The 19,334-nt window shown below is 58.5% G+C and carries 21 protein-coding genes; all 21 read right to left on the reverse strand.

The genetic code is table 11. The features are described 5' to 3' along the window. Positions 1-13: 13 nt before the first annotated feature. The 21 genes from QPJ95_RS00275 to QPJ95_RS00375 all read right to left on the reverse strand — a co-directional run bounded on the left by QPJ95_RS00275 (position 14) and on the right by QPJ95_RS00375 (position 19,328). Positions 14-1,561 (reverse strand): NADH-quinone oxidoreductase subunit M, encoded by a 1,548-nt coding sequence (locus QPJ95_RS00275; protein ID WP_270918609.1) that lies wholly within the window; start codon positions 1,559-1,561, stop codon positions 14-16. Continuing rightward, positions 1,561-3,699: an NADH-quinone oxidoreductase subunit L gene (nuoL, locus tag QPJ95_RS00280; protein WP_270918610.1), complete on the reverse strand. Its 2,139-nt coding sequence runs from the start codon at positions 3,697-3,699 to the stop codon at positions 1,561-1,563. The genes QPJ95_RS00275 and nuoL overlap by 1 nt, the downstream gene beginning before the upstream one ends. A 6-nt stretch (positions 3,700-3,705) precedes the next feature. Then, entirely contained in the window at positions 3,706-4,011 is a 306-nt protein-coding gene (gene nuoK / locus QPJ95_RS00285; protein ID WP_270918611.1) for an NADH-quinone oxidoreductase subunit NuoK, read from the reverse strand. 4 nt (positions 4,012-4,015) lie between these two features. Beyond that, entirely contained in the window at positions 4,016-4,618 is a 603-nt protein-coding gene (locus tag QPJ95_RS00290; protein WP_270918612.1) for an NADH-quinone oxidoreductase subunit J, read from the reverse strand. Then, entirely contained in the window at positions 4,615-5,022 is a 408-nt protein-coding gene (locus QPJ95_RS00295; RefSeq protein WP_270918613.1) for a carboxymuconolactone decarboxylase family protein, read from the reverse strand. The genes QPJ95_RS00290 and QPJ95_RS00295 overlap by 4 nt, the downstream gene beginning before the upstream one ends. Then, positions 5,019-5,513, reverse strand: a complete 495-nt coding sequence (nuoI, locus tag QPJ95_RS00300) for an NADH-quinone oxidoreductase subunit NuoI (RefSeq protein WP_270918614.1) — start codon at positions 5,511-5,513, stop codon at positions 5,019-5,021. The genes QPJ95_RS00295 and nuoI overlap by 4 nt, the downstream gene beginning before the upstream one ends. Before the next feature lies 1 nt (position 5,514). Further along, entirely contained in the window at positions 5,515-6,552 is a 1,038-nt protein-coding gene (nuoH, locus tag QPJ95_RS00305; RefSeq protein ID WP_270918615.1) for an NADH-quinone oxidoreductase subunit NuoH, read from the reverse strand. Positions 6,553-6,558: 6 nt separating this feature from the next. Further along, complete coding sequence (locus QPJ95_RS00310) at positions 6,559-6,945, reverse strand: hypothetical protein (RefSeq protein ID WP_270918616.1); 387 nt, start codon at positions 6,943-6,945, stop codon at positions 6,559-6,561. Continuing rightward, the gene (gene nuoG, locus QPJ95_RS00315; RefSeq protein WP_270918617.1) at positions 6,942-8,960 is read right to left on the reverse strand and encodes an NADH-quinone oxidoreductase subunit NuoG; all 2,019 of its coding nucleotides are present in this window, start codon (positions 8,958-8,960) and stop codon (positions 6,942-6,944) included. The genes QPJ95_RS00310 and nuoG overlap by 4 nt, the downstream gene beginning before the upstream one ends. A gap of 3 nt (positions 8,961-8,963) precedes the next feature. Beyond that, complete coding sequence (locus QPJ95_RS00320; protein WP_270918618.1) at positions 8,964-9,371, reverse strand: DUF5333 domain-containing protein; 408 nt, start codon at positions 9,369-9,371, stop codon at positions 8,964-8,966. Positions 9,372-9,469: 98 nt separating this feature from the next. Further along, on the reverse strand, positions 9,470-9,826 hold the full coding sequence (locus tag QPJ95_RS00325) for a hypothetical protein (protein WP_270918619.1): 357 nt from the start codon (positions 9,824-9,826) through the stop codon (positions 9,470-9,472). 17 nt (positions 9,827-9,843) lie between these two features. Further along, a complete protein-coding gene (gene nuoF, locus QPJ95_RS00330) occupies positions 9,844-11,142 on the reverse strand; it encodes an NADH-quinone oxidoreductase subunit NuoF (protein WP_270918620.1) in 1,299 nt (432 codons plus the stop codon). Positions 11,143-11,148: 6 nt separating this feature from the next. Beyond that, the gene (locus QPJ95_RS00335) at positions 11,149-11,373 is read right to left on the reverse strand and encodes a DUF5337 domain-containing protein (RefSeq protein WP_270918621.1); all 225 of its coding nucleotides are present in this window, start codon (positions 11,371-11,373) and stop codon (positions 11,149-11,151) included. 89 nt (positions 11,374-11,462) lie between these two features. Next, entirely contained in the window at positions 11,463-12,551 is a 1,089-nt protein-coding gene (nuoE, locus tag QPJ95_RS00340; protein ID WP_270918622.1) for an NADH-quinone oxidoreductase subunit NuoE, read from the reverse strand. An 88-nt stretch (positions 12,552-12,639) separates the two neighbouring features. Then, positions 12,640-13,857: an NADH-quinone oxidoreductase subunit D gene (locus tag QPJ95_RS00345; protein ID WP_270918623.1), complete on the reverse strand. Its 1,218-nt coding sequence runs from the start codon at positions 13,855-13,857 to the stop codon at positions 12,640-12,642. Then, positions 13,854-14,462: an NADH-quinone oxidoreductase subunit C gene (locus QPJ95_RS00350; protein ID WP_270918624.1), complete on the reverse strand. Its 609-nt coding sequence runs from the start codon at positions 14,460-14,462 to the stop codon at positions 13,854-13,856. Before QPJ95_RS00350 ends, QPJ95_RS00345 begins: the two co-directional genes overlap by 4 nt. A gap of 26 nt (positions 14,463-14,488) precedes the next feature. Continuing rightward, complete coding sequence (locus tag QPJ95_RS00355) at positions 14,489-15,022, reverse strand: NuoB/complex I 20 kDa subunit family protein (protein ID WP_270918625.1); 534 nt, start codon at positions 15,020-15,022, stop codon at positions 14,489-14,491. Further along, positions 15,013-15,378 (reverse strand): NADH-quinone oxidoreductase subunit A, encoded by a 366-nt coding sequence (locus QPJ95_RS00360; RefSeq protein ID WP_270918626.1) that lies wholly within the window; start codon positions 15,376-15,378, stop codon positions 15,013-15,015. The genes QPJ95_RS00355 and QPJ95_RS00360 overlap by 10 nt, the downstream gene beginning before the upstream one ends. Before the next feature lie 248 nt (positions 15,379-15,626). Continuing rightward, positions 15,627-16,409: a crotonase/enoyl-CoA hydratase family protein gene (locus tag QPJ95_RS00365; protein WP_270918627.1), complete on the reverse strand. Its 783-nt coding sequence runs from the start codon at positions 16,407-16,409 to the stop codon at positions 15,627-15,629. Between the two features lie 42 nt (positions 16,410-16,451). Continuing rightward, positions 16,452-17,306, reverse strand: a complete 855-nt coding sequence (locus QPJ95_RS00370; RefSeq protein WP_270918628.1) for a hydroxymethylglutaryl-CoA lyase — start codon at positions 17,304-17,306, stop codon at positions 16,452-16,454. An 81-nt stretch (positions 17,307-17,387) separates the two neighbouring features. Further along, positions 17,388-19,328, reverse strand: coding sequence for an acetyl/propionyl/methylcrotonyl-CoA carboxylase subunit alpha (locus QPJ95_RS00375; protein WP_270918629.1), 1,941 nt, complete (start codon positions 19,326-19,328; stop codon positions 17,388-17,390). Between the last annotated feature and the right edge of the window lie 6 nt (positions 19,329-19,334).

Below are 19,334 nucleotides of genomic sequence, written 5' to 3' on the forward strand. Positions count from 1 at the left end.
TACCCGGGCCCCCTTAGTGCGACGCAGTCTGGGTCGTTGCGGTCAGATCCGCAGCGGCCAGAGAATGATTGAAATTGGCGACCAGCGCCTCGGTTGACGGGCCGATGATATCGGTGACCAGCGCCGGGTAGATCCCCAGCAGTAGGGTCATCACCACCAGCGGAGCAAAGATCACCCGCTCGCGCATCGACATGTCAGACATGGTTTTCAGACCCGCCTTGATCATGTCGCCAAAAACTACCCGGCGATACAGGTACAGGGCATAACAGGCCGAGAAAATAACCCCCGACGTGGCGACCGCGGCAATCCAGGTATTTTTCTGGAAGGCGCCCATCAGCGTCAGGAATTCACCGACAAACCCGGATGTGCCCGGCAGGCCGACGTTGCCCATGGTGAAGAACATGAACACCAGCGCATAGGCCGGCATCCGGATCACCAGACCACCATAGGCGCTGATTTCGCGGGTGTGCATCCGGTCATAGATCACCCCAACGATCAGGAACAGCGCGGCCGAGATAAAGCCGTGGCTGATCATCTGAAAGATGGCGCCATCAATGCCCTGCTGGTTGGCGGAAAAGATCCCCATGGTGACAAAGCCCATGTGGGCGACAGAGGAATAGGCAATCAGCTTTTTCATGTCGTCCTGCACCAGCGCCACCAGCGAGGTATAGACGATGGCGATCACCGACATCCACAGCACCATATCGGTCATCACGTCGGATCCGACCGGGAACATTGGCAGGCTGAACCGCAGGAAGCCGTAGCCGCCCATCTTCAACAGGATTGCTGCCAGAACAACCGAGCCAGCCGTTGGCGCCTGAACGTGCGCATCCGGCAACCAAGTGTGCACCGGCCACATCGGCATCTTCACTGCAAAACTGGCAAAGAAGGCCAGGAACATCAGGGTCTGCATACCGCCGACGACCTGAATGCCGAGGATCTCAAAGCTGTTTGACGCAAACGTGTGGGTCATCAGCGCTTCGATGTCGGTGGTACCTGCATCGGCAAACATCGCCACCATCGCCACCAGCATCAGCACCGAGCCGAGAAAGGTGTAGAGGAAGAACTTGAACGAAGCGTAGATCCGCTGCTTGCCGCCCCAGATACCGATGATCAGGAACATCGGTATCAGACCTGCCTCAAAGAACAGGTAGAACAGCACCAGATCCAGCGCCATAAAGACGCCAAGCATCAGGGTTTCCAGCAGCAGGAATGCAATCATGTATTCCTTGACGCGGGTAGAGACGTTCCAGCTGGCCAAAATGGTCAGCGGCATCACAAATGTGGTCAGCATCACAAACAGAACCGAAATCCCGTCGACACCCATTTTGTATTTCAGCCCCATCAGCCAGTCGGACTCTTCGACAAACTGAAAGCCGGTGTTCGCCGGATCGAACTCAAAATAGATCCCCAGGCTCACCAGGAAGGTGATCGAGGTGGCAAACAGCGCGAGATACTTGGCATTACGCTGTGCCGCCTCATCCTCGCCGCGCATGAACAGGGCCATGATCCCCGCCGCCAGTGCCGGGATAAAAGTGACAATAGACAGTATGTTGTCCATCAGTGGGCTCCTCCGCCGATCGACATCCAGGTGACAAGGGCGACAATTCCCAGCACCATCCAGAAGGCATAAGTAAAGATGAAACCCGTTTGTGCGCGTCCGGCCAGACGGGTGAAGAAGGGAACCACGCCCATGGCGACGCCGTTCAGGAAGCCGTCAATGGTATCGCCATCGCCGCGTTTCCACAGGAACCGGCCCAGAGCAAACGCGGGCTTAACAAAGACTACATTGTACAGCTCATCAAAATACCACTTGTTCTTGAAGAACAGATACAGCGGCCGTTGCGCCTGCGCCAAACGGCCCGGCAGCGACGGATTGATGATGTAGAACCAGATCGCAACCAGCAAGCCACCCAGCATGGCGATGAAGGGGGAGACCTTCACCCAGACCGGCGCCGCATGTGCGTCGTCCAGAACCGTGTTGTCCTTGCCAAAGTAGATGCCGCCTTCGCCGGGCTTGCCAGCAAACACATAGTGGGCTTCGCCAGTGGCAGCGGCTTCACCGTGACCGGCATCAGCAACCACTTCGCCGTGGCTGGTATCGGTATCGGCATCGCCGTGTCCGGTGCTTTCGCTTACCGTGGCAGTCTCGCCATGTGCCGTAGCTTCGGCAACCGGGATACCATAGAACTTGCCGACCTGATCGGTGTGACCAAAGAACGAACCATACCACAGCATGCCAGCCAGCACCGCGCCAACGGACAACACGCCCAGCGGGATCAACATGGTCAGCGGGCTTTCATGCGCGTGATCATGGGTGTGCTTGTCACCGCGTGCCTCGCCAAAGAAGGTCATGAACATCAGCCGCCATGAATAGAACGAGGTCATTGCAGCGGCAATCACCAGCATCCAGAAACCATAGCCAGAGCCGCCTGCATAGGCACTCTCGATGATTGCATCCTTGGACAGGAAGCCGGCAAAGCCGAATGTGGTCAGCGGAATGCCAACACCGGTGATAGCCAAGGTACCGATCATCATCGACCAAAAGGTGAATGGGATCTTTTTGCGCAAGCCGCCGTATTCGGTCATTTCCTGCTCGTGGTGCATCGCATTGATGACGGACCCAGCCCCAAGGAACAACAGCGCCTTAAAGAAGGCGTGGGTCAGCAGGTGGAACATAGCCGCCGAGTACATGCCAACACCGGCAGCCACGAACATATAGCCCAACTGCGAACAGGTGGAATAGGCGATGACCCGTTTGATGTCGGTCTGAACCAGACCCACAGTGGCCGCAAAGAACGCGGTGGAGGCGCCCACTACAGTCACAAAGGCCATGGCTTCCGGAGCGAACTCCATCAGCGGCGACATCCGGCAGACCAGGAACACACCGGCGGTAACCATGGTGGCCGCGTGGATCAGCGCCGACACAGGTGTCGGACCTTCCATCGCGTCAGGCAGCCAGGTGTGCAGGAACAGTTGAGCAGATTTACCCATCGCACCAACAAACAGCAGGAAGGCAATCAGGTTGGCAGCGTTCCATTCAGTCCAAAGGAAGGTCAGTTCTGTTTCGGCCAACGTAGGCGCCGCAGCGAACACATCATTCAGGTTGATGCTGTCGGTCAGGAAGAACAGACCAAAGATCCCCAGCGCAAAACCAAAGTCACCAACGCGGTTGACCACAAAGGCCTTGATCGCGGCGGCATTGGCGGTGGGCTTGCGGTAGTAGAAACCGATCAGCAGATACGAGGCAACACCGACGCCTTCCCAGCCAAAGAACATCTGGACCAGGTTGTCCGAGGTCACCAGCATCAGCATGGCGAAGGTAAAGAACGACAGATAGGCAAAGAAGCGTGGCTTATAGCTTTCGCCGTCTTTCCACTGGGGGTCTTTGTCCATGTAGCCGAACGAATACAGGTGAACCAGCGAGGACACCGTGGTGATCACGATCAGCATGATGGTGGTCAGACGGTCCAGGCGGATGCCCCAGGAGGTGGACAGCGAGCCGCTCTCGATCCAGCGCAGGATCTCGATATGCTGGGTGATGCCGTCAAACGTCAGGAACGAGATCCATGACAGGAAGGCCGACAGGAACAGCATACCAGTCGAGGTCCACATCGCGGCTTTCTCGCCAATATATTTATAGCCGAACCCGCAGATAATAGCCCCGATGAGCGGGGCAAAGAGAAGGATGGTTTCCATGATGTCTTAGCCCTTCATCACGTTGATGTCTTCGACATCGATTGTTCCACGGTTGCGGAAGAAGCAGACCAGGATCGCCAGACCAATGGAGGCCTCGGCGGCGGCCACGGTCAGCACAAACAGGGTAAACACCTGGCCGACCAGATCGCCAAGGAAGCTGGAGAAGGCCACAAGGTTGATGTTCACCGCCAGCAACATCAATTCGATGCTCATCAGCAGAGTGATCACGTTCTTGCGGTTCAAAAAGATCCCAAAGATGCCGATGACGAACAAGGTCGCTGCGACGGTGAGATAATGTTCAATACCAATCATTGGATTAAAGCCCCTGCCCCGGTTTTACGTCTTTCAGTTCCATCGCCTTGGCCGGATCGCGGAACATCTGGGCCAGGATATCCTGACGTTTGATGTCTTTACGATGGCGCAGGGTCAGAACAATGGCGCCAATCATGGCGACCAGCAGGATCAGACCCGACAGCTGGAACAGAAGGAAGTAGTCATCATATAGAATAAGGCCCAGGGCCTCGGTGTTGTGGCGGTCGGCTGGGATCGGCTGCGCCAGAAGATCAGCGGCACCATGTGCGCTCTCCCAAGCACCGTAGGCCATCACCAGTTGCATCAGAATGACCAGACCGATCAGCAGCGCCAGTGGCATAAATTTGGCCATCTCGGCTTTCAGCTCGGCAAAATCCACATCCAGCATCATCACCACAAACAGGAACAGCACCATCACTGCGCCCACATAGACAATCACCAGCAACATGGCGACGAACTCAGCCCCCAGCAGAACAAACAGTCCCGCCGACGACAAGAAGGCCAGAATCAACCACAGCACCGAATGCACCGGCTGGCGGCTGATCACAGTGAACAGCCCGCCGGTGATGGCGCTTATGGCGAAGAGGTAAAAGGCAAACACGCTCATGACTCATCGTCCCCTTGTGCGTCCAGGACCTCTTGCGCGACTTCTAGCGCCTTGGTCATGGCCGGGATGCCAGCAAATACTGACATCTGTCCGATCGCTTCCACGATCTCTTGTTTCTTGGCACCTGCCGCAAGGGCGTGGCGCACGGTTTGACGCAGAGCAGTATCTGCCTGCGCCCCTTGGCATGTCAGCCCGGCCAGCGTCAGCAGCAGCCGGGTCTTGGCGTCCAGCCCATCCGGATTAGCGGATGTGCCGAACATCATTTCCATTGCCTCTTTGGGCATGGTGGGCCACATCGCCTCAAACCCTTTGGCAGAGACATCGCCAAGCCCTGGGTTCATAGCCTTGGCCATCTCTTGGGCCTGAGCCATCATGGCCTCAAAGGGGTTTTTGGGGGTGCTCATCGGTACGGCGCATCCAGTTCCAGGTTGCGGGCAATCTCGGCTTCCCAGCGATCGCCGTTCGCCAGCAGTCTGTTCTTGTCGTAGAACAGCTCTTCGCGGGTCTCGGTTGAGAACTCAAAGTTCGGACCTTCGACAATCGCATCCACCGGGCAGGCCTCTTGGCAGAAACCGCAATAGATGCATTTGGTCATGTCGATGTCATAGCGCGTGGTGCGGCGGGTGCCATCGTCGCGGGGTTCCGCGTCAATGGTGATCGCCTGCGCCGGGCAGACCGCTTCGCACAGCTTACAGGCAATGCAGCGCTCTTCGCCGTCAGGATAGCGACGCAGCGCATGTTCGCCGCGGAAACGCGGGCTCAGCGGTCCCTTCTCGTGCGGGTAGTTCAGCGTCGCCTTGGGGGCAAAGAAGTATTTGAACCCCAGTTTGAAGCCAACCCAAAAATCCTGCAGCAGGAAGTACTTGGCGGCGCGGGTGTAATCGATCTGGGTCATATCAGCCTCCTACTGCCCAACGGACGTAAAGTCCGCCGAACCACGCGAATTTTGCGGCAAAGGCAACGAAGACCACCCAAGCCAGCGAGAACGGCAGGAACACTTTCCAGCCCAGACGCATCAGCTGGTCATAGCGGTAACGCGGCGTGATTGCCTTGACCATTGAGATCAGGAAGAAGAAGAACGCCATCTTGCCGACCATCCACAGCACGCCGTCCGGCAAGCCAGGAATTGGCGACAGCCAGCCACCAAAGAACAGCAGCGACATCAGCGCGCACATCAGGAAGATGGCGATGTATTCGCCGGCCATGAACAGCAGGAACATGGTGGCCGAATATTCCACCTGATAGCCAGCCACCAGTTCGCTCTCCGCCTCGGGAAGGTCAAATGGTGGTCGGTTGGTTTCTGCCAGCGCCGAGATGAAGAACAGGAACACCATCGGGAAATGCGGCAACCAGTACCAGTTGAAGAAGCCAAAGTCGCCGTCTTGTGCCCGCACGATATCGCCAAAGTTCAGCGAACCGGAGGAGATGATCACACCGATGATCACCAGACCAATGGAGACTTCATAGGAGATCATCTGCGCCGCAGAGCGCAGCGAGCCCAGGAAGGGGTATTTCGAGTTCGAAGCCCAACCGCCCATGATCACGCCGTAGACCTCAAGCGAGGACACCGCAAAGACATAGAGCACAGCAACGTTCAGGTTACTGAGCACCCAACCGTCGTTGAACGGGATCACTGCCCAGGCGATCAACGACAGCACAAAGCTGGTCAATGGCGCCAGAACAAACACGGCGCGGTCAGCCCCCGCCGGGATTACGATCTCCTTGAAGATGTATTTCAACGCATCCGCCACCGATTGCAGGATGCCAAAGACCCCCACAACATTGGGTCCGCGTCGCATCTGTACCGCCGCCCAGATTTTCCGGTCGCCGTACACAAGGAACAACAAAGAGATCATGACAAATGCGACGACTGCCAGCACTTGTGCCAATATCAGAACAAAAATTCCGATTGGGGTGTTAAAGAATTCAGCCATTGGTCCTCACACCGTAGGTATTCCGTTTGCCTCACAATCCGCAACCACGACTTCAGCGTCGATGGTGCGCAGACCGCGCGGTAGGGAGGGCGAGATGGTGTAGACAGCATCCGCCGTCCAAACGCCACCCTCTTGGTTTAAATTTGTGCGCAAATGTCGTGCAAACCCGTAACCTCGGATCAACGCGTATTGCGCGGCTGCGCATTCAGCATAGTTATCAATGTCGTCGCCCTTGCGAGCCCCGGTCATTGACACGTGGAACTGCACCAGATCCCCCTCAAGCAGGCTGGTTTTTACACCCTGATAGACCGGGGAAAACCCGGCAGCCTGATCTGCGGGCTCAGGCGAACAGCCAGCCAGCAGAAAGGGGGATATGAGCGCAGCGCGGATCACTCGGCCGCTATCTTTTCAGCGCCGCGTGCCTTGGTGTTGGCTGACAGTTCAGCCATCACTTCGGACGCGCGGGTGATTGGGTTGGTCAGGTAGAAATCCTTGATCACAGTCAGGAAGGCCGCCTTGCCCAGGGTGCCCAGTTCAAGCGCCGCGCCCTCATTGGTCGGCACCTGGTCGATCTTGGCCAGATGTGGAACCTCGGCAATCATCGCCGTCCGCAATTGCGCCAGCGAGTCATAGCTCAGGGTCGCATCCAGTTCAGCACTAAGGGCGCGCAGAATGGCCCAGTTTTCCTTGGCCTCACCCGGCGCGAAACCGGCGCGCATCGCCAATTGAGGGCGACCCTCAGTATTGACAAACAGACCGTTTTCTTCGGTGTAAGCAGCGCCCGGCAGCACAATGTCAGCGCGGTGCGCACCACGGTCGCCGTGCGAGCCTTGATAGATCACAAAGGCACCCGCATCGATTTGGACTTCATCGGCACCAAGATTGTAGATCACTTCGGCGCCCTCAAGCGCCGCTTCCATGCCACCCAAGGTGGTCGCACCCACATCCATCGCGCCAACACGCGACGCCGCCGTGTGCAACACCAGCAGTTTGGACTCGGTCAGTTCGGCATATTTCTGCGCATGCGCCAGCACCGCCAGACCATCCGCCTCGCGCAGAGCGCCCTGGCCGACGATGACCAGAGTATCCTTGCCCAAAGCGTCCTTGGTATCGCCCTTCAACACGGCGCCCAATGCCGCCCGGTCTGTCCCAAGATGCGTATAATCAAAAGTCAGATCAACCGGTTGGCCAATCAAGCTAATGTCAGCGCCTCTAGTCCATGCCTTGCGAAGGCGCGCGTTCAGCACCGGAGATTCATTGCGTGGATCGCTGCCGATCAACAGGATCGCCTTGGCACCGTCGATATCTTCGATCGCCGCAGTCCCCACATAGGCAGCGCGGATGTCCAATGGCAGGCGCACGTTGTCAGTGCGGCATTCAACTTTGCCACCCAGACCTGTCACCAGTTGCTTCAGCGCAAAGGCGGCCTCGACTGGAACCAAATCACCGATCAGGCCAGCAACCTTTTTGCCCTTCATCGCGCCGGCTGCTTTGCTCAGCGCCTCGCCCCAAGTTGCGGGGCGCAGCTTGCCGTTATCGCGAATATATGGGCGGTCCAGACGCTGACGACGCAGACCATCCCAGACAAAACGGGTTTTGTCGGAAATCCACTCTTCGTTCACGCCGTCGTTGTTGCGCGGCATGATGCGCATGACTTCGCGGCCTTTGGTATCCACCCGGATGTTGGATCCCAGCGCGTCCATCACGTCGATGGTTTCTGTCTTGGCCAATTCCCACGGACGGGCGGTAAAGGCGTAGGGCTTGGAGGTCAGCGCGCCAACCGGGCACAGGTCAATGATGTTGCCCTGCATGTTGCTGTCCAGCGTCTGGTTCAGATAGCTGACGATCTCGGCATCTTCACCGCGGCCAGTTTGGCCCATCTGGGTAAGACCGGCAACTTCCGAAGTAAAGCGCACGCAGCGGGTACAGCTGATGCAACGGGTCATTGTGGTCGAGATCAGCGGACCAAGGTCCAGATCGTCGACAATCCGCTTGGGTTCCTTGAACCGGCTTTCAGAGATGCCATAGGCCATCGCCTGATCCTGCAGATCACACTCGCCACCCTGATCACAGATCGGGCAATCCAGCGGGTGGTTGATCAGCATGAATTCCATCACGCCTTCGCGGGCCTTTTTGACCATCGGGGAGTTGGTTTTCACAACCGGCGGCTGGCCCTCGGGGCCGGGACGCAGATCACGCACCTGCATGGCGCAGGACGCGGCCGGTTTTGGCGGGCCGCCGACAACTTCGACCAGACACATGCGGCAGTTGCCAGCGATGGTCAGACGTTCGTGATAACAAAAACGAGGGATCTCGACCCCGGCCTCTTCACAGGCCTGGATCAGGGTCATCGCCCCGTCCACTTCGATCTCTGTGCCATCAATGTTGATCTTGCGCAGGTCAGACATGGTCTATTTCGCCCTCAGTAGCGCGCCAATCGCGCTGGATTTATCAATTTCCGCGCGCCCAAACACGCAGAAGGTTTCAGGGGTGCTGTAATCAACGCCATTGGCCTTGAGAAAGAGCTCTCCCTTGGCGCGCATCCGCGCCTTTTCACTGTCCGATTCCACATAGGCGCGGATTTCGGCGTTCGAGTAGCCCAGGTCATTGGCCTGTGACTTCAGATCCCAGGCCATCCCCAGCGCCTTCAGGTGGCGCGGCTTGATGGATTGGCAGTATTCGCTGACCTCATGGGCAACGGCGGCGGCAAAAATGATATTTTCAACCTGCGGAACATCCCGCAAACTGGGTTTGGCAGCCGCGCCAAGCGGCAGGGCTGAAACGCAAAGAGCAACGGCGGCAATCAAAGTACGAGTCATGGTTTTCTCCCGATCAATGGAGCCCCCATGCCGCGCAACACTGCCACCGCTATTCAATAGCAGCGCGCCGTGCAGGCCCCGATATGCCGCAAACCCGCTCACGATTCGCATGTCCCCTGGAACACCGCATCGCCATCTACCAAACGCAACTGCGCCTCGGAGTCACGCGGGTTAACATCCCAGATAATGTCCGAGGTGCCATAGCCGGCCTCACTCAGACAGTATCTGACCCCCGCATGAGCGGCGGCCAAACGAGCCCCGTCCAGCGATTGAGCGGCGTCCTTGATTTCAACGATAAAGTCCGCCCGCGAAACCTTCTTGTCCACTGCCTTGGTCTTGATCTTGAATTCCACGCCATCATAAGTGGGCCGTTCTTTTCTAGACTTGTCACAGCCCGACAGGGCGACAGCGCCAAGCACCAGAACAATCGGCAGGACAATTTTGGCAGATTTCATCGATCCCATCATCCCGTTCACTCCGCCGCCATCGCGCCCATGCGGCCGGTCTTATTGGCCTTGATACGGTCTTCGATTTCTTCGCGGAAGTTGCGGATCAGCCCCTGGATTGGCCATGCGGCCGCGTCACCCAGCGCACAGATGGTGTGGCCTTCGACCTGTTTGGTCACGTCCCACAGCATATCGATCTCTTCCAGCTCGGCCTCGCCGCGCACCAGACGGTCCATGACGCGCATCATCCAGCCGGTGCCTTCACGACACGGGGTACACTGGCCACAGCTTTCGTGCTTGTAGAACTTGGCCAGACGCCAGATCGCTTTGATGATGTCGGTGTTCTTGTCCATGACAATCACCGCCGCCGTGCCCAGACCCGAGCCCAGATCGTTGCGCAAGTAATCAAAGTCCATGATCGCGTCGCGCATGTTTTCACCGCGAACGCAAGGCACGGATGATCCGCCGGGGATTACCGCCAGCAGATTGTCCCAGCCGCCTTTGATCCCACCGCAGTGCTTTTCGATCAGTTCTTCAAAGCCGATGCTCATCGCCTCTTCAACAACGCAAGGGTTGTTGACGTGACCCGAGATGCCAAACAGCTTGGTGCCGACGTTATTGGGGCGACCAAAGGAGCTGAACCACTCAGGGCCGCGCCGCAGGATGGTGGGCACAACAGCGATCGATTCCACGTTGTTCACGGTCGAGGGGCAGCCATACAGACCAGCGCCAGCCGGGAACGGCGGCTTCATCCGAGGCATGCCCTTTTTGCCTTCCAAGCTTTCAATCAATGCAGTTTCTTCACCGCAGATATAGGCCCCTGCCCCGTGGTGCAGGAACAAGTCAAAGTCCCAGCCGGATTTGGCTGCGTTCTTGCCCAGCAGGCCCGCGGCGTAAGCCTCATCAATGGCGGACTGCAGCGCTTCGCGCTCGCGGATGTATTCGCCGCGAATGTAGATATAGCAAGTATGCGCGTTCATCGCGAAGCTGGCGATCAGTGCGCCTTCGATCAGCGTGTGCGGATCATGACGCATGATTTCGCGGTCTTTGCAGGTGCCCGGCTCGGATTCATCGGCATTGATCACCAGATAGGCTGGGCGACCATCGCTTTCCTTGGGCATGAACGACCATTTCAAGCCGGTGGGGAAACCCGCACCACCGCGACCGCGCAGGCCAGAGTCTTTCATCGACTGAACGATCCAATCGCGCCCCTTGGCGAGGATCGCCGCGGTGCCATCCCAATGGCCCCGTGCCTGCGCACCCTTCAACGAGCGATCATGCATACCGTAGAGGTTGGTAAAGATCCGGTCCTGGTCCTTCAGCATGTCTGCCTACCTTTGACTGTCCTGGCGCAAGCGCCAGAGTTGATAAATGTTAACCAATGCCCAGATGAACGCAGCGAGCGCGCCGAAGTAGAACAGCATCTCATAGCGCATGGGCAAACCGAACACTTGGATCAGCCAAGGCGCCAGGATGGCGGAGAGCCCGCCACCTGCAATCACCACTGCGATGATGCGCCCTTTGCGGGCAACTGCCTTATCCTGTTCGGTGCTCATTTGGTCCTGTGTGTCTGGTCCCCGCCCGAATAATGGGCGAAAAATGATTACGTGTCGTTGGTGCCGTGGTCCTTGGCACCTTTTGCAAATCAGGTCTCGTCAGCAGCGGCCAGCGTCTTGGCCTGCTCGATCCAACCGTCCCGTTCGATGCGACCCTTGAAGGTCAGGCGGGCGTCAACCCAGGCCACTTGCGCCTCGGTCCAACCCGCGACCTGATCAAAGTGGAAGAAGCCCAGCTCGTTCAGGGTCTGCTCCAGCTTGGGGCCGACCCCTTTCAGCAGCTTCAGATCATCCGGCTTGCCGTTGCGGGCCGCCTTCAGCACTTCGGGCTCAACTTCGGCAACAGTCGCTGCGACGGCCTTGGAGGCAGCGGCCTTTTTGGCCTCTTCGGCCTGCTTGGCTGCAGGTTTTGGAGTTGCCGGCGCTGGCGGCGTCGGCGCCTCGGCCGCCCGTCCCGCGACAACACCGTTCTTACCAACCCAAGGAGTCAGCAGAGGCACTTCGTCGCCCTGAATACGCTTGACGGTATCGCCAAGATCCGTGGCCAGTTGCACGCTTGCGTTATACTTGGCCTTGCCGCTCTCATAGTCCTGCAATGTGGTCAGGCCGGACAGTGGCTCGGAGCTGTAGCGACCATTCTGTGGACCCGGTGTCGGCACCTTGCCGGCGGCCAGATCGTCCAGCAGTGTGGCAAAGCCGTCGGCGGTCAGATCCTCGTAGTAGTCCTTGCCGATCTGCGCCATCGGCGCATTGGTGCAGGAGCCGAGACACTCGACCTCTTCCCAGGAGAATCTGCCATCAGCCGACACTTCATGTGGCTTGTTGGCGATTTTCTCTTTGCAGATCGCCACCAGATCTTCGGCGCCACAGATCATGCAGGAGGTGGTGCCGCAGATCTGAATATGGGCCACCGTGCCAACCGGCTGCAGCTGGAACATGAAGTAGAACGAGGCCACTTCGAGCACACGGATATAGGCCATACCCAGCATGTCGGCGATCAGTTCGATGGCGGGTTTCGACAACCAGCTCTCTTGTTCCTGAGCCCGCCACAACAGCGGAATGACCGCCGAGGCCTGACGGCCATCGGGGTATTTGGTGATTTGACCTTCGGCCCAGGCCAGATTGGCTGGGGTAAAGGCAAAGCTATCGGGTTGGTCAGCGTGAAGACGGCGCAGCATCAATTCGTCTTTCTGTGATTGGTGGCCACGAGGATGCCTCCGGCGGGAGTAGTTTTAGCAAAAAGAAGCCGGGAAAAAGAGGGGCTGATCAACGGTCAATCTCCCCGAATACGACATCCATGGTGCCGATGATGGCAGCAACGTCAGCCAACTGGTGGCCGCTGGCGATATAGTCCATCGCCTGCAGGTGCAGGAAGCCCGGCGCGCGGATCTTGGCACGGTAAGGTTTGTTCGACCCATCCGCCACCAGATAGACGCCGAATTCACCCTTGGGCGCCTCGACACAGGCGTAGACCTCGCCGGCGGGCACGTGGAAACCTTCGGTATAGAGCTTGAAGTGGTGGATCAGGCTCTCCATCGAGGTCTTGATGTCGCCGCGTTTTGGCGGTGTCAGTTTACCACGGGCCAGAACGTCACCGGGACAGTCGCGCAGCTTGGCGATGCACTGGCGGATGATCGAGATCGACTGGCGCATTTCTTCCATTCGACACAGGTAGCGGTCGTAACAGTCGCCGTTCTTGCCGATCGGAATTTCGAACTCAAACTCGCTATAGCATTCATAGGGCTGCGAACGACGCAGGTCCCAGGCCATACCGGAGCCCCGCACCATCACGCCCGAGAAGCCATAGTCCAGAATATCCTGTTCGCTGACCACGCCGATGTCGCAGTTGCGCTGCTTGAAGATCCGGTTTTCGGTCAGCAGGTCGTCGATATCTTGCAGCCGTGCCGGGAATGTGTGGCTCCAGGCTTCGATATCGTCGATCAGCGCATCGGGCAGATCCTGGTGCACACCGCCGGGGCGGAAATAGGCCGCGTGCAACCGGGCGCCACTGGCGCGCTCGTAGAAGATCATCAGCTTTTCGCGCTCTTCAAAGCCCCAGAGCGGCGGTGTCAGCGCCCCCACATCCATCGCCTGAGTGGTGACGTTCAGCAGGTGGTTGAGGATACGACCGATTTCCGAGTAGAGCACCCGGATCAGCGAGCCGCGACGTGGCACCTCAACGCCGGTCAGCTTCTCAATCGCCAGACACCAAGCATGTTCCTGGTTCATCGGCGCCACATAGTCGAGGCGGTCAAAATAGGGCAGGTTCTGCAGGTAGGTGCGGCTTTCCATCAGCTTTTCGGTGCCACGGTGCAGCAACCCGATATGCGGGTCAGCCCGTTCCACAATCTCGCCGTCCAGCTCCAGCACCATGCGCAACACACCGTGGGCGGCGGGGTGCTGGGGGCCAAAGTTGATGTTGAAGTTACGGATCTTCTGTTCGCCGGTTTGGGCGTCTTCGAAACCTTTGGAGTCGGCCATCATTTCGCCTCCTCTTTCTTCTCATCGCCGGGCAGGATGTATTCGGCACCCTCCCATGGGCTCATGAAATCAAACTGACGGTATTCCTGCACCAGGTTGACGGGTTCATAGACAACACGCTTTTGCGCCTCGTCATAGCGAACCTCGGTATAGCCGGAGGTGGGGAAATCCTTGCGTAGCGGGTGGCCGCGAAAGCCATAGTCGGTCAGGATCCGGCGCAGGTCCGGGTGGCCCGAGAACAATATGCCAAACATATCGTAGACTTCCCGCTCGAACCAATTGGCCGATGGGTGCACGTCAACAATCGACGGCACCATTTCATCTTCGCGTACCGACAGCCGCAACCGGATGCGGTGGTTCTGGTACATCGACAGGAAGTGATAGACCACGTCAAACCGCTTGGGCCGGTCCGGATAGTCGACAGCGGTGATGTCCACCAGCGACGAGAATTTGCAGGTGCGGTCGGTCGTCAGGAACTCAACAAAGCCGGTGATGTTGGCCGGAGCCACATCAACGTTCAGCTCATCATGGGAAATGTCCCACCCCAATATGCAATCGGGGCGTTTCTGCTCCAGGTATGAGCCAAGCTCTCTCAGCGCGTCAGTCATCTAAATTTTCTCCAACTCAGCGCCGATCAGCGCACCAGGGTGCCAGTGCGGCGAATCTTGCGTTGCAACTGCATCAGACCGTACAGCAGCGCCTCGGCGGTCGGGGGGCAACCCGGGACGTAGATATCGACTGGCACAACACGGTCACAGCCGCGCACAACTGAATAGCTGTAGTGGTAGTAACCACCGCCATTGGCGCAGGACCCCATCGAGATCACATAACGCGGCTCGGGCATCTGGTCGTAAACTTTGCGCAGTGCCGGGGCCATCTTGTTGGTCAGCGTCCCTGCCACGATCATCACGTCCGACTGACGCGGAGAGGCCCGCGGCGCAATGCCGAAACGCTCGGCGTCATACCGCGGCATCGAGGTATGCATCATTTCAACCGCGCAGCAGGCCAGACCAAAGGTCATCCAGTGCAGTGACCCGGTGCGGGCCCAGTTGACGATATCCTCGGCCGAGGTCAGCAGAAAACCTTTGTCCTGCAGCTCGGCATTCAGCGCCTGCGTGGCCACCTCTTTGTCGATACCTGCCGTATTGGCTCCGGTCATCATTCCCATTCCAGGGCCCCTTTTTTCCATTCATAGGCAAAGCCGATGGTCAGAACCCCCAGAAACACCATCATCGACCAGAAACCGGTCATGCTGATGTCCTTGAAGCCGACGGCCCAGGGAAACAGAAACGCGATTTCCAAATCAAAGATGATGAAAAGAATCGATACCAGGTAAAACCGGACATCAAATTTCATCCGTGCATCATCGAAGGCATTGAAACCGCATTCGTAAGCACTTACTTTTTCTGGGTCGGGATTGCGTACAGCCAGCACTACGGCGGCTAGAATAAGGACAATTCCAAGACCGGTTGCGACGGCCAGAAACACTAGGATCGGGAGGTATTCCCGCAACATCTCTTCCACGAGTGGCTCCTTTCCTGCGCGCTTTTCGCCGCGCGAGGTCAATTGGCGTGTTGACTTGAGCCGTGTCTACTCTCGCGATTTGCCAGCGTCAACCAAGGCATTGTTAATGATGAAAGGGTTGTGAATTGCAGCCGCCTTGCCACACAATCGCAGCTAATCCTTATTGTTTTAATAAGGAAATGGTGCATTCACCGTAAATCCCTTGCTTGCATGGCTCTGTGTCAAAGGCGCATATTTGTGTCAGGTTTTCAGGACTGCCAGCGCGGCTTACAGCGGTCAAAAAACGCTCCAATTCCGTGTTCAGCTTCCTCTGTCTGCCATTGGTCAACCAGCGCTTTGATCGTGTGGTCGATGACCGAGTCGTCAATTTTCGGACCCAGATCGCGGGCCAACTGCTTTGCGGCGGCAACCGCTCCGGGGGCGCAGTTCAAATAGGGCGCAACCTCGGCCTCGACAGATTCGGCCAGTTGATCCGCCGGCACCGCCCGTGCCAAGAGCCCCAATTCAACCGCCTCCCCGGCCCCGAACAGGCGCGAAGACATGAACACCCTGCGCGCCTTTGCCGCCCCCATCCGGGCGATGACATAGGGGCCGATTGTCGCCGGAATGATACCCAGCTTGGTTTCTGTCAGCCCCATTTTCAGGTGATCGACACCGATGGCAACATCGCAGACCGAGGCCATACCAACACCGCCGCCAAAGGCATTGCCCTGCAAGGCGCCGATCATTGGCTTGGGCAGGGTGTTCAGAGCCTGCAACATTTCGGCCAGTTTGCGCGCCTCGACAAACCTGGTCGCCGAATCCGCCGCCATCTGCTGCCGCATCCAACCCAGATCGCCACCGGCACAGAAACTCTTGCCTGCTCCGGTCAGGACAACCACCCGCACCGCATCATCCACCGAGAGCTGCTGCGCAGCCTCGGTCAACTCGGCGATCATCTCGCCGGACATGGCATTGTGTTTTTCCGCACGGTTCAGGGTCAGCGTCGCCACCCCGCGCGCATCGGTGATCAAGGTAATGGTGTTGAACATCTAAGGTCTCGTTTTGTTGAAATTACGACTGCAACGCCGGGCTTAGCTGCCGCGCATGGCGCGCGCCATATCCGCTGCCTGCAGCAGGATATCCAGATCCAGGCCGGTGTCATATCCCAGCCTTGTCAGGTGCTCATGCACCAGTTCGGTCGCAACATTGCCCGCAGCCCCCGGCGCAAAGGGACAACCGCCAAGGCCACCAACCGCTGCATCAAACACCCGCACGCCCATCGACAGGGCCGCATCAATGTTATCCATCGCCCGGCCCGAGGTATTGTGGAAATGTCCAGCCAGGCGGGTCGCAGGCACCACCTCGCGCACCGCCAGCAACATCCGCGCCACCGAATCCGGTGTTGCCTGCCCCAGAGTATCGCCCAGCGAAATTTCATAACAGCCCAGCGCAAACAACCGGTCGGCCATTTCCGCCACTTTTTCCGGTGGCGTGGCCCCGTCATAGGGACAGTCGGTGACGCAGGATATATAGCCCCGCACCGGCAGATCGACGTGCCGTGCCGCCTCCAGTATCGGCTCAAACCGCTCGATCGACTCGGCGATTGTGGCATTGATATTGGCCATGGAGAATCCCTCGGAGGCCGAGGCAAACACCGCCACTTCGCTGGCCTGCGCCGTCACCGCCGCATCATACCCACGCATATTGGGCGTCAGCGCCGCATAGCGCACCCCCTCGGCCCGCTTGATCCCCGCCAGAACCTCGCCACTGCCAGCCATCTGCGGCACTTTTTTTGGCGACACAAAGCTGGCCACCTCTATCCGGCTAAAGCCGGCCTGGCTCAGGCAGTCGATCAATGCCAGCTTCTCGGCGACGGGGATTTCACGTTTTTCGTTCTGCAGACCATCGCGCGGCCCCACTTCAAAAATCTCGACCCGATCACCCATGGCACATCTCCCAGCTTCTTCTTTGTAAAAATACTCAATTCCTAGCCAGTAGCCTGCGGGCCACCGGCTGTTTTGGCAAGACTATTCGCTTTCCTCCTGCAACCGGACCAATGCGGCGCCAGCTTCAACCTGATCGCCCGCCGCAGCCAGAACTTCGGCCACCACACCATCACGGGCCGCCAATAAGGCGTGTTCCATCTTCATCGCCTCCAGCACCGCCAGCCGGTCGCCCTCGACCACCACCTGACCAGCGACGGCCAGGATCACTTTAACCAGCCCGGGCATCGGTGCCACAATCACATTGGTATCGCCGCCCGCTTTGGCATCTCGATCCAGCGGATCCGGCAGCTCAAATGTCAGACCATAGCCGTCAAAAACGGTTATGCTCCTATTTGACTGGACAACATCAGGCAGCGGCCGACTGCCTATGGTCCAGCCAATGCCGCAGCGGGTCGCAACGATCTCTTCGTCGCCAACATGCCAGATCTGCCGATCAGAGCTCTCAACGTCGACTTGCAGTTCAAACGTCTCGCCCTGCCAAGTCAGCGACACCGCCCGGCGCAGCGGCGCCCAGAGCGTAAAGCCGCTGTGGCTCAGTGGCCGGATCAGATCCAGAGCCGACATCGCCGCCGCCACCTTATGGTGAGGAGCCACAACAGGCGCTGCGGCCAAAACGTCCAGATCACGGGCAATCAACCCGGTATCAAAATCCCCACCGGCAAAGCCCGGATGCGCCGCCAAACCACCCAGAAAGGCCAGATTGGTCACCGTGCCGGCAACCTCCGTTCCCTCCAGCGCCCGCCCCAGCCGCGCCAATGCGACCGCCCGGGTCGGGCCATGTACGATCACTTTCGAGATCATCGGGTCATACCAGGGACTGATGGTATCCCCGGCGCGCACACCGCTGTCTGCGCGGCAGCCATCGGGAAACTGCAAATGGGTCAGGGTGCCAGTGGCGGGCAGAAACCCCTTGGGCACATCTTCGGCATACAGGCGCGCTTCAAAGGCATGACCATTGATTGCTAGGTCCTCTTGTTGCATCGGCAGGCTCTCCCCTGCGGCGACGCGCAACTGCCACTCTACCAGATCGACACCGGTGATCGCCTCGGTGACCGGGTGTTCCACCTGCAAACGCGTGTTCATTTCCATGAACCAAAACCCATCAGCGCGCAGGCCGCCTGACCCATCAACGATAAACTCGACTGTGCCTGCGCCCTTGTAGCCGATGGCCTCGGCCGCCCGCACCCCGGCTTGCCCCATGGCAGCACGCATTTCGGACGTCATTCCGGGCGCAGGTGCTTCCTCGATCACCTTTTGATGGCGGCGCTGCAGGCTGCAGTCGCGTTCAAAAAGATGCACCGCCCGGGTGCCATCACCGAATACCTGAATCTCGATATGGCGGGGCCGCTGGATGTATTTTTCAACCAGCACATCCGGGTTACCAAATGCGGTGATGGCTTCGCTGCGCGCACTCTCCAGCGCTGCCATGAAGTCCTCGGCCCGCTCAACCAGCCGCATGCCTTTGCCACCGCCACCGGCGACAGCCTTGATCAGCACCGGATAACCGATACCATCGGCAGCCCCAAACAGGTGTTCGCTGTCTTGATTTGAGCCGTGATACCCCGGCACCACCGGCACTCCGGCTTTTTCCATCAGCACCTTGGCAGCGTCCTTCAGGCCCATTTTGCGAATGGCCTCAGCCGAGGGTCCGATAAAACACAGCCCGGCAGCGTCGACCGAATCTACAAAGCCCGGATTTTCGGACAGGAAGCCATAGCCGGGGTGGATGGCCTGGGCGCCGCAGGTCAGGGCAACAGCAATGATCTCATCGCCCAAAAGATAGCTGTCGGCAGGTGCCGGCCCATGGCCAATGGGATAGGCCTCATCCGCCAGCGCCACATGTTTTGCATCGCGGTCTGCGGCTGAATAAACCGCCACGGTCTTTACCCCCATCGTGCGGGCCGTTTCCATAACACGACAAGCGATTTCGCCGCGGTTGGCAATCAGGATTTTGTCAAACATACGTCT

This window comes from Parasedimentitalea psychrophila, from assembly GCF_030285785.1.
Classification (GTDB): Bacteria; Pseudomonadota; Alphaproteobacteria; order Rhodobacterales; family Rhodobacteraceae; genus Parasedimentitalea; species Parasedimentitalea psychrophila.

What these genes read in the sequence shown, in the direction of transcription:
- nuoF (WP_270918620.1), bottom strand. Translation starts at nt 11,142, where the DNA reads ATGCTGAAGGACCAGGACCGGATCTTTACCAACCTCTACGGTATGCAT.
- nuoK (WP_270918611.1), bottom strand. Translation starts at nt 4,011, where the DNA reads ATGATTGGTATTGAACATTATCTCACCGTCGCAGCGACCTTGTTCGTC.
- QPJ95_RS00320 (WP_270918618.1), bottom strand. Translation starts at nt 9,371, where the DNA reads ATGACTCGTACTTTGATTGCCGCCGTTGCTCTTTGCGTTTCAGCCCTG.
- QPJ95_RS00355 (WP_270918625.1), bottom strand. Translation starts at nt 15,022, where the DNA reads ATGGGAATGATGACCGGAGCCAATACGGCAGGTATCGACAAAGAGGTG.
- QPJ95_RS00375 (WP_270918629.1), bottom strand. Translation starts at nt 19,328, where the DNA reads ATGTTTGACAAAATCCTGATTGCCAACCGCGGCGAAATCGCTTGTCGT.
- QPJ95_RS00335 (WP_270918621.1), bottom strand. Translation starts at nt 11,373, where the DNA reads ATGAGCACCGAACAGGATAAGGCAGTTGCCCGCAAAGGGCGCATCATC.
- QPJ95_RS00275 (WP_270918609.1), bottom strand. Translation starts at nt 1,561, where the DNA reads ATGGACAACATACTGTCTATTGTCACTTTTATCCCGGCACTGGCGGCG.
- QPJ95_RS00295 (WP_270918613.1), bottom strand. Translation starts at nt 5,022, where the DNA reads ATGAGCACCCCCAAAAACCCCTTTGAGGCCATGATGGCTCAGGCCCAA.
- nuoE (WP_270918622.1), bottom strand. Translation starts at nt 12,551, where the DNA reads ATGCTGCGCCGTCTTCACGCTGACCAACCCGATAGCTTTGCCTTTACC.
- nuoG (WP_270918617.1), bottom strand. Translation starts at nt 8,960, where the DNA reads ATGTCTGACCTGCGCAAGATCAACATTGATGGCACAGAGATCGAAGTG.
- nuoH (WP_270918615.1), bottom strand. Translation starts at nt 6,552, where the DNA reads ATGGCTGAATTCTTTAACACCCCAATCGGAATTTTTGTTCTGATATTG.
- nuoI (WP_270918614.1), bottom strand. Translation starts at nt 5,513, where the DNA reads ATGACCCAGATCGATTACACCCGCGCCGCCAAGTACTTCCTGCTGCAG.
- QPJ95_RS00345 (WP_270918623.1), bottom strand. Translation starts at nt 13,857, where the DNA reads ATGATGGCCGACTCCAAAGGTTTCGAAGACGCCCAAACCGGCGAACAG.
- QPJ95_RS00290 (WP_270918612.1), bottom strand. Translation starts at nt 4,618, where the DNA reads ATGAGCGTGTTTGCCTTTTACCTCTTCGCCATAAGCGCCATCACCGGC.
- QPJ95_RS00325 (WP_270918619.1), bottom strand. Translation starts at nt 9,826, where the DNA reads ATGAAATCTGCCAAAATTGTCCTGCCGATTGTTCTGGTGCTTGGCGCT.
- QPJ95_RS00350 (WP_270918624.1), bottom strand. Translation starts at nt 14,462, where the DNA reads ATGACTGACGCGCTGAGAGAGCTTGGCTCATACCTGGAGCAGAAACGC.
- nuoL (WP_270918610.1), bottom strand. Translation starts at nt 3,699, where the DNA reads ATGGAAACCATCCTTCTCTTTGCCCCGCTCATCGGGGCTATTATCTGC.
- QPJ95_RS00370 (WP_270918628.1), bottom strand. Translation starts at nt 17,306, where the DNA reads ATGGGTGATCGGGTCGAGATTTTTGAAGTGGGGCCGCGCGATGGTCTG.
- QPJ95_RS00365 (WP_270918627.1), bottom strand. Translation starts at nt 16,409, where the DNA reads ATGTTCAACACCATTACCTTGATCACCGATGCGCGCGGGGTGGCGACG.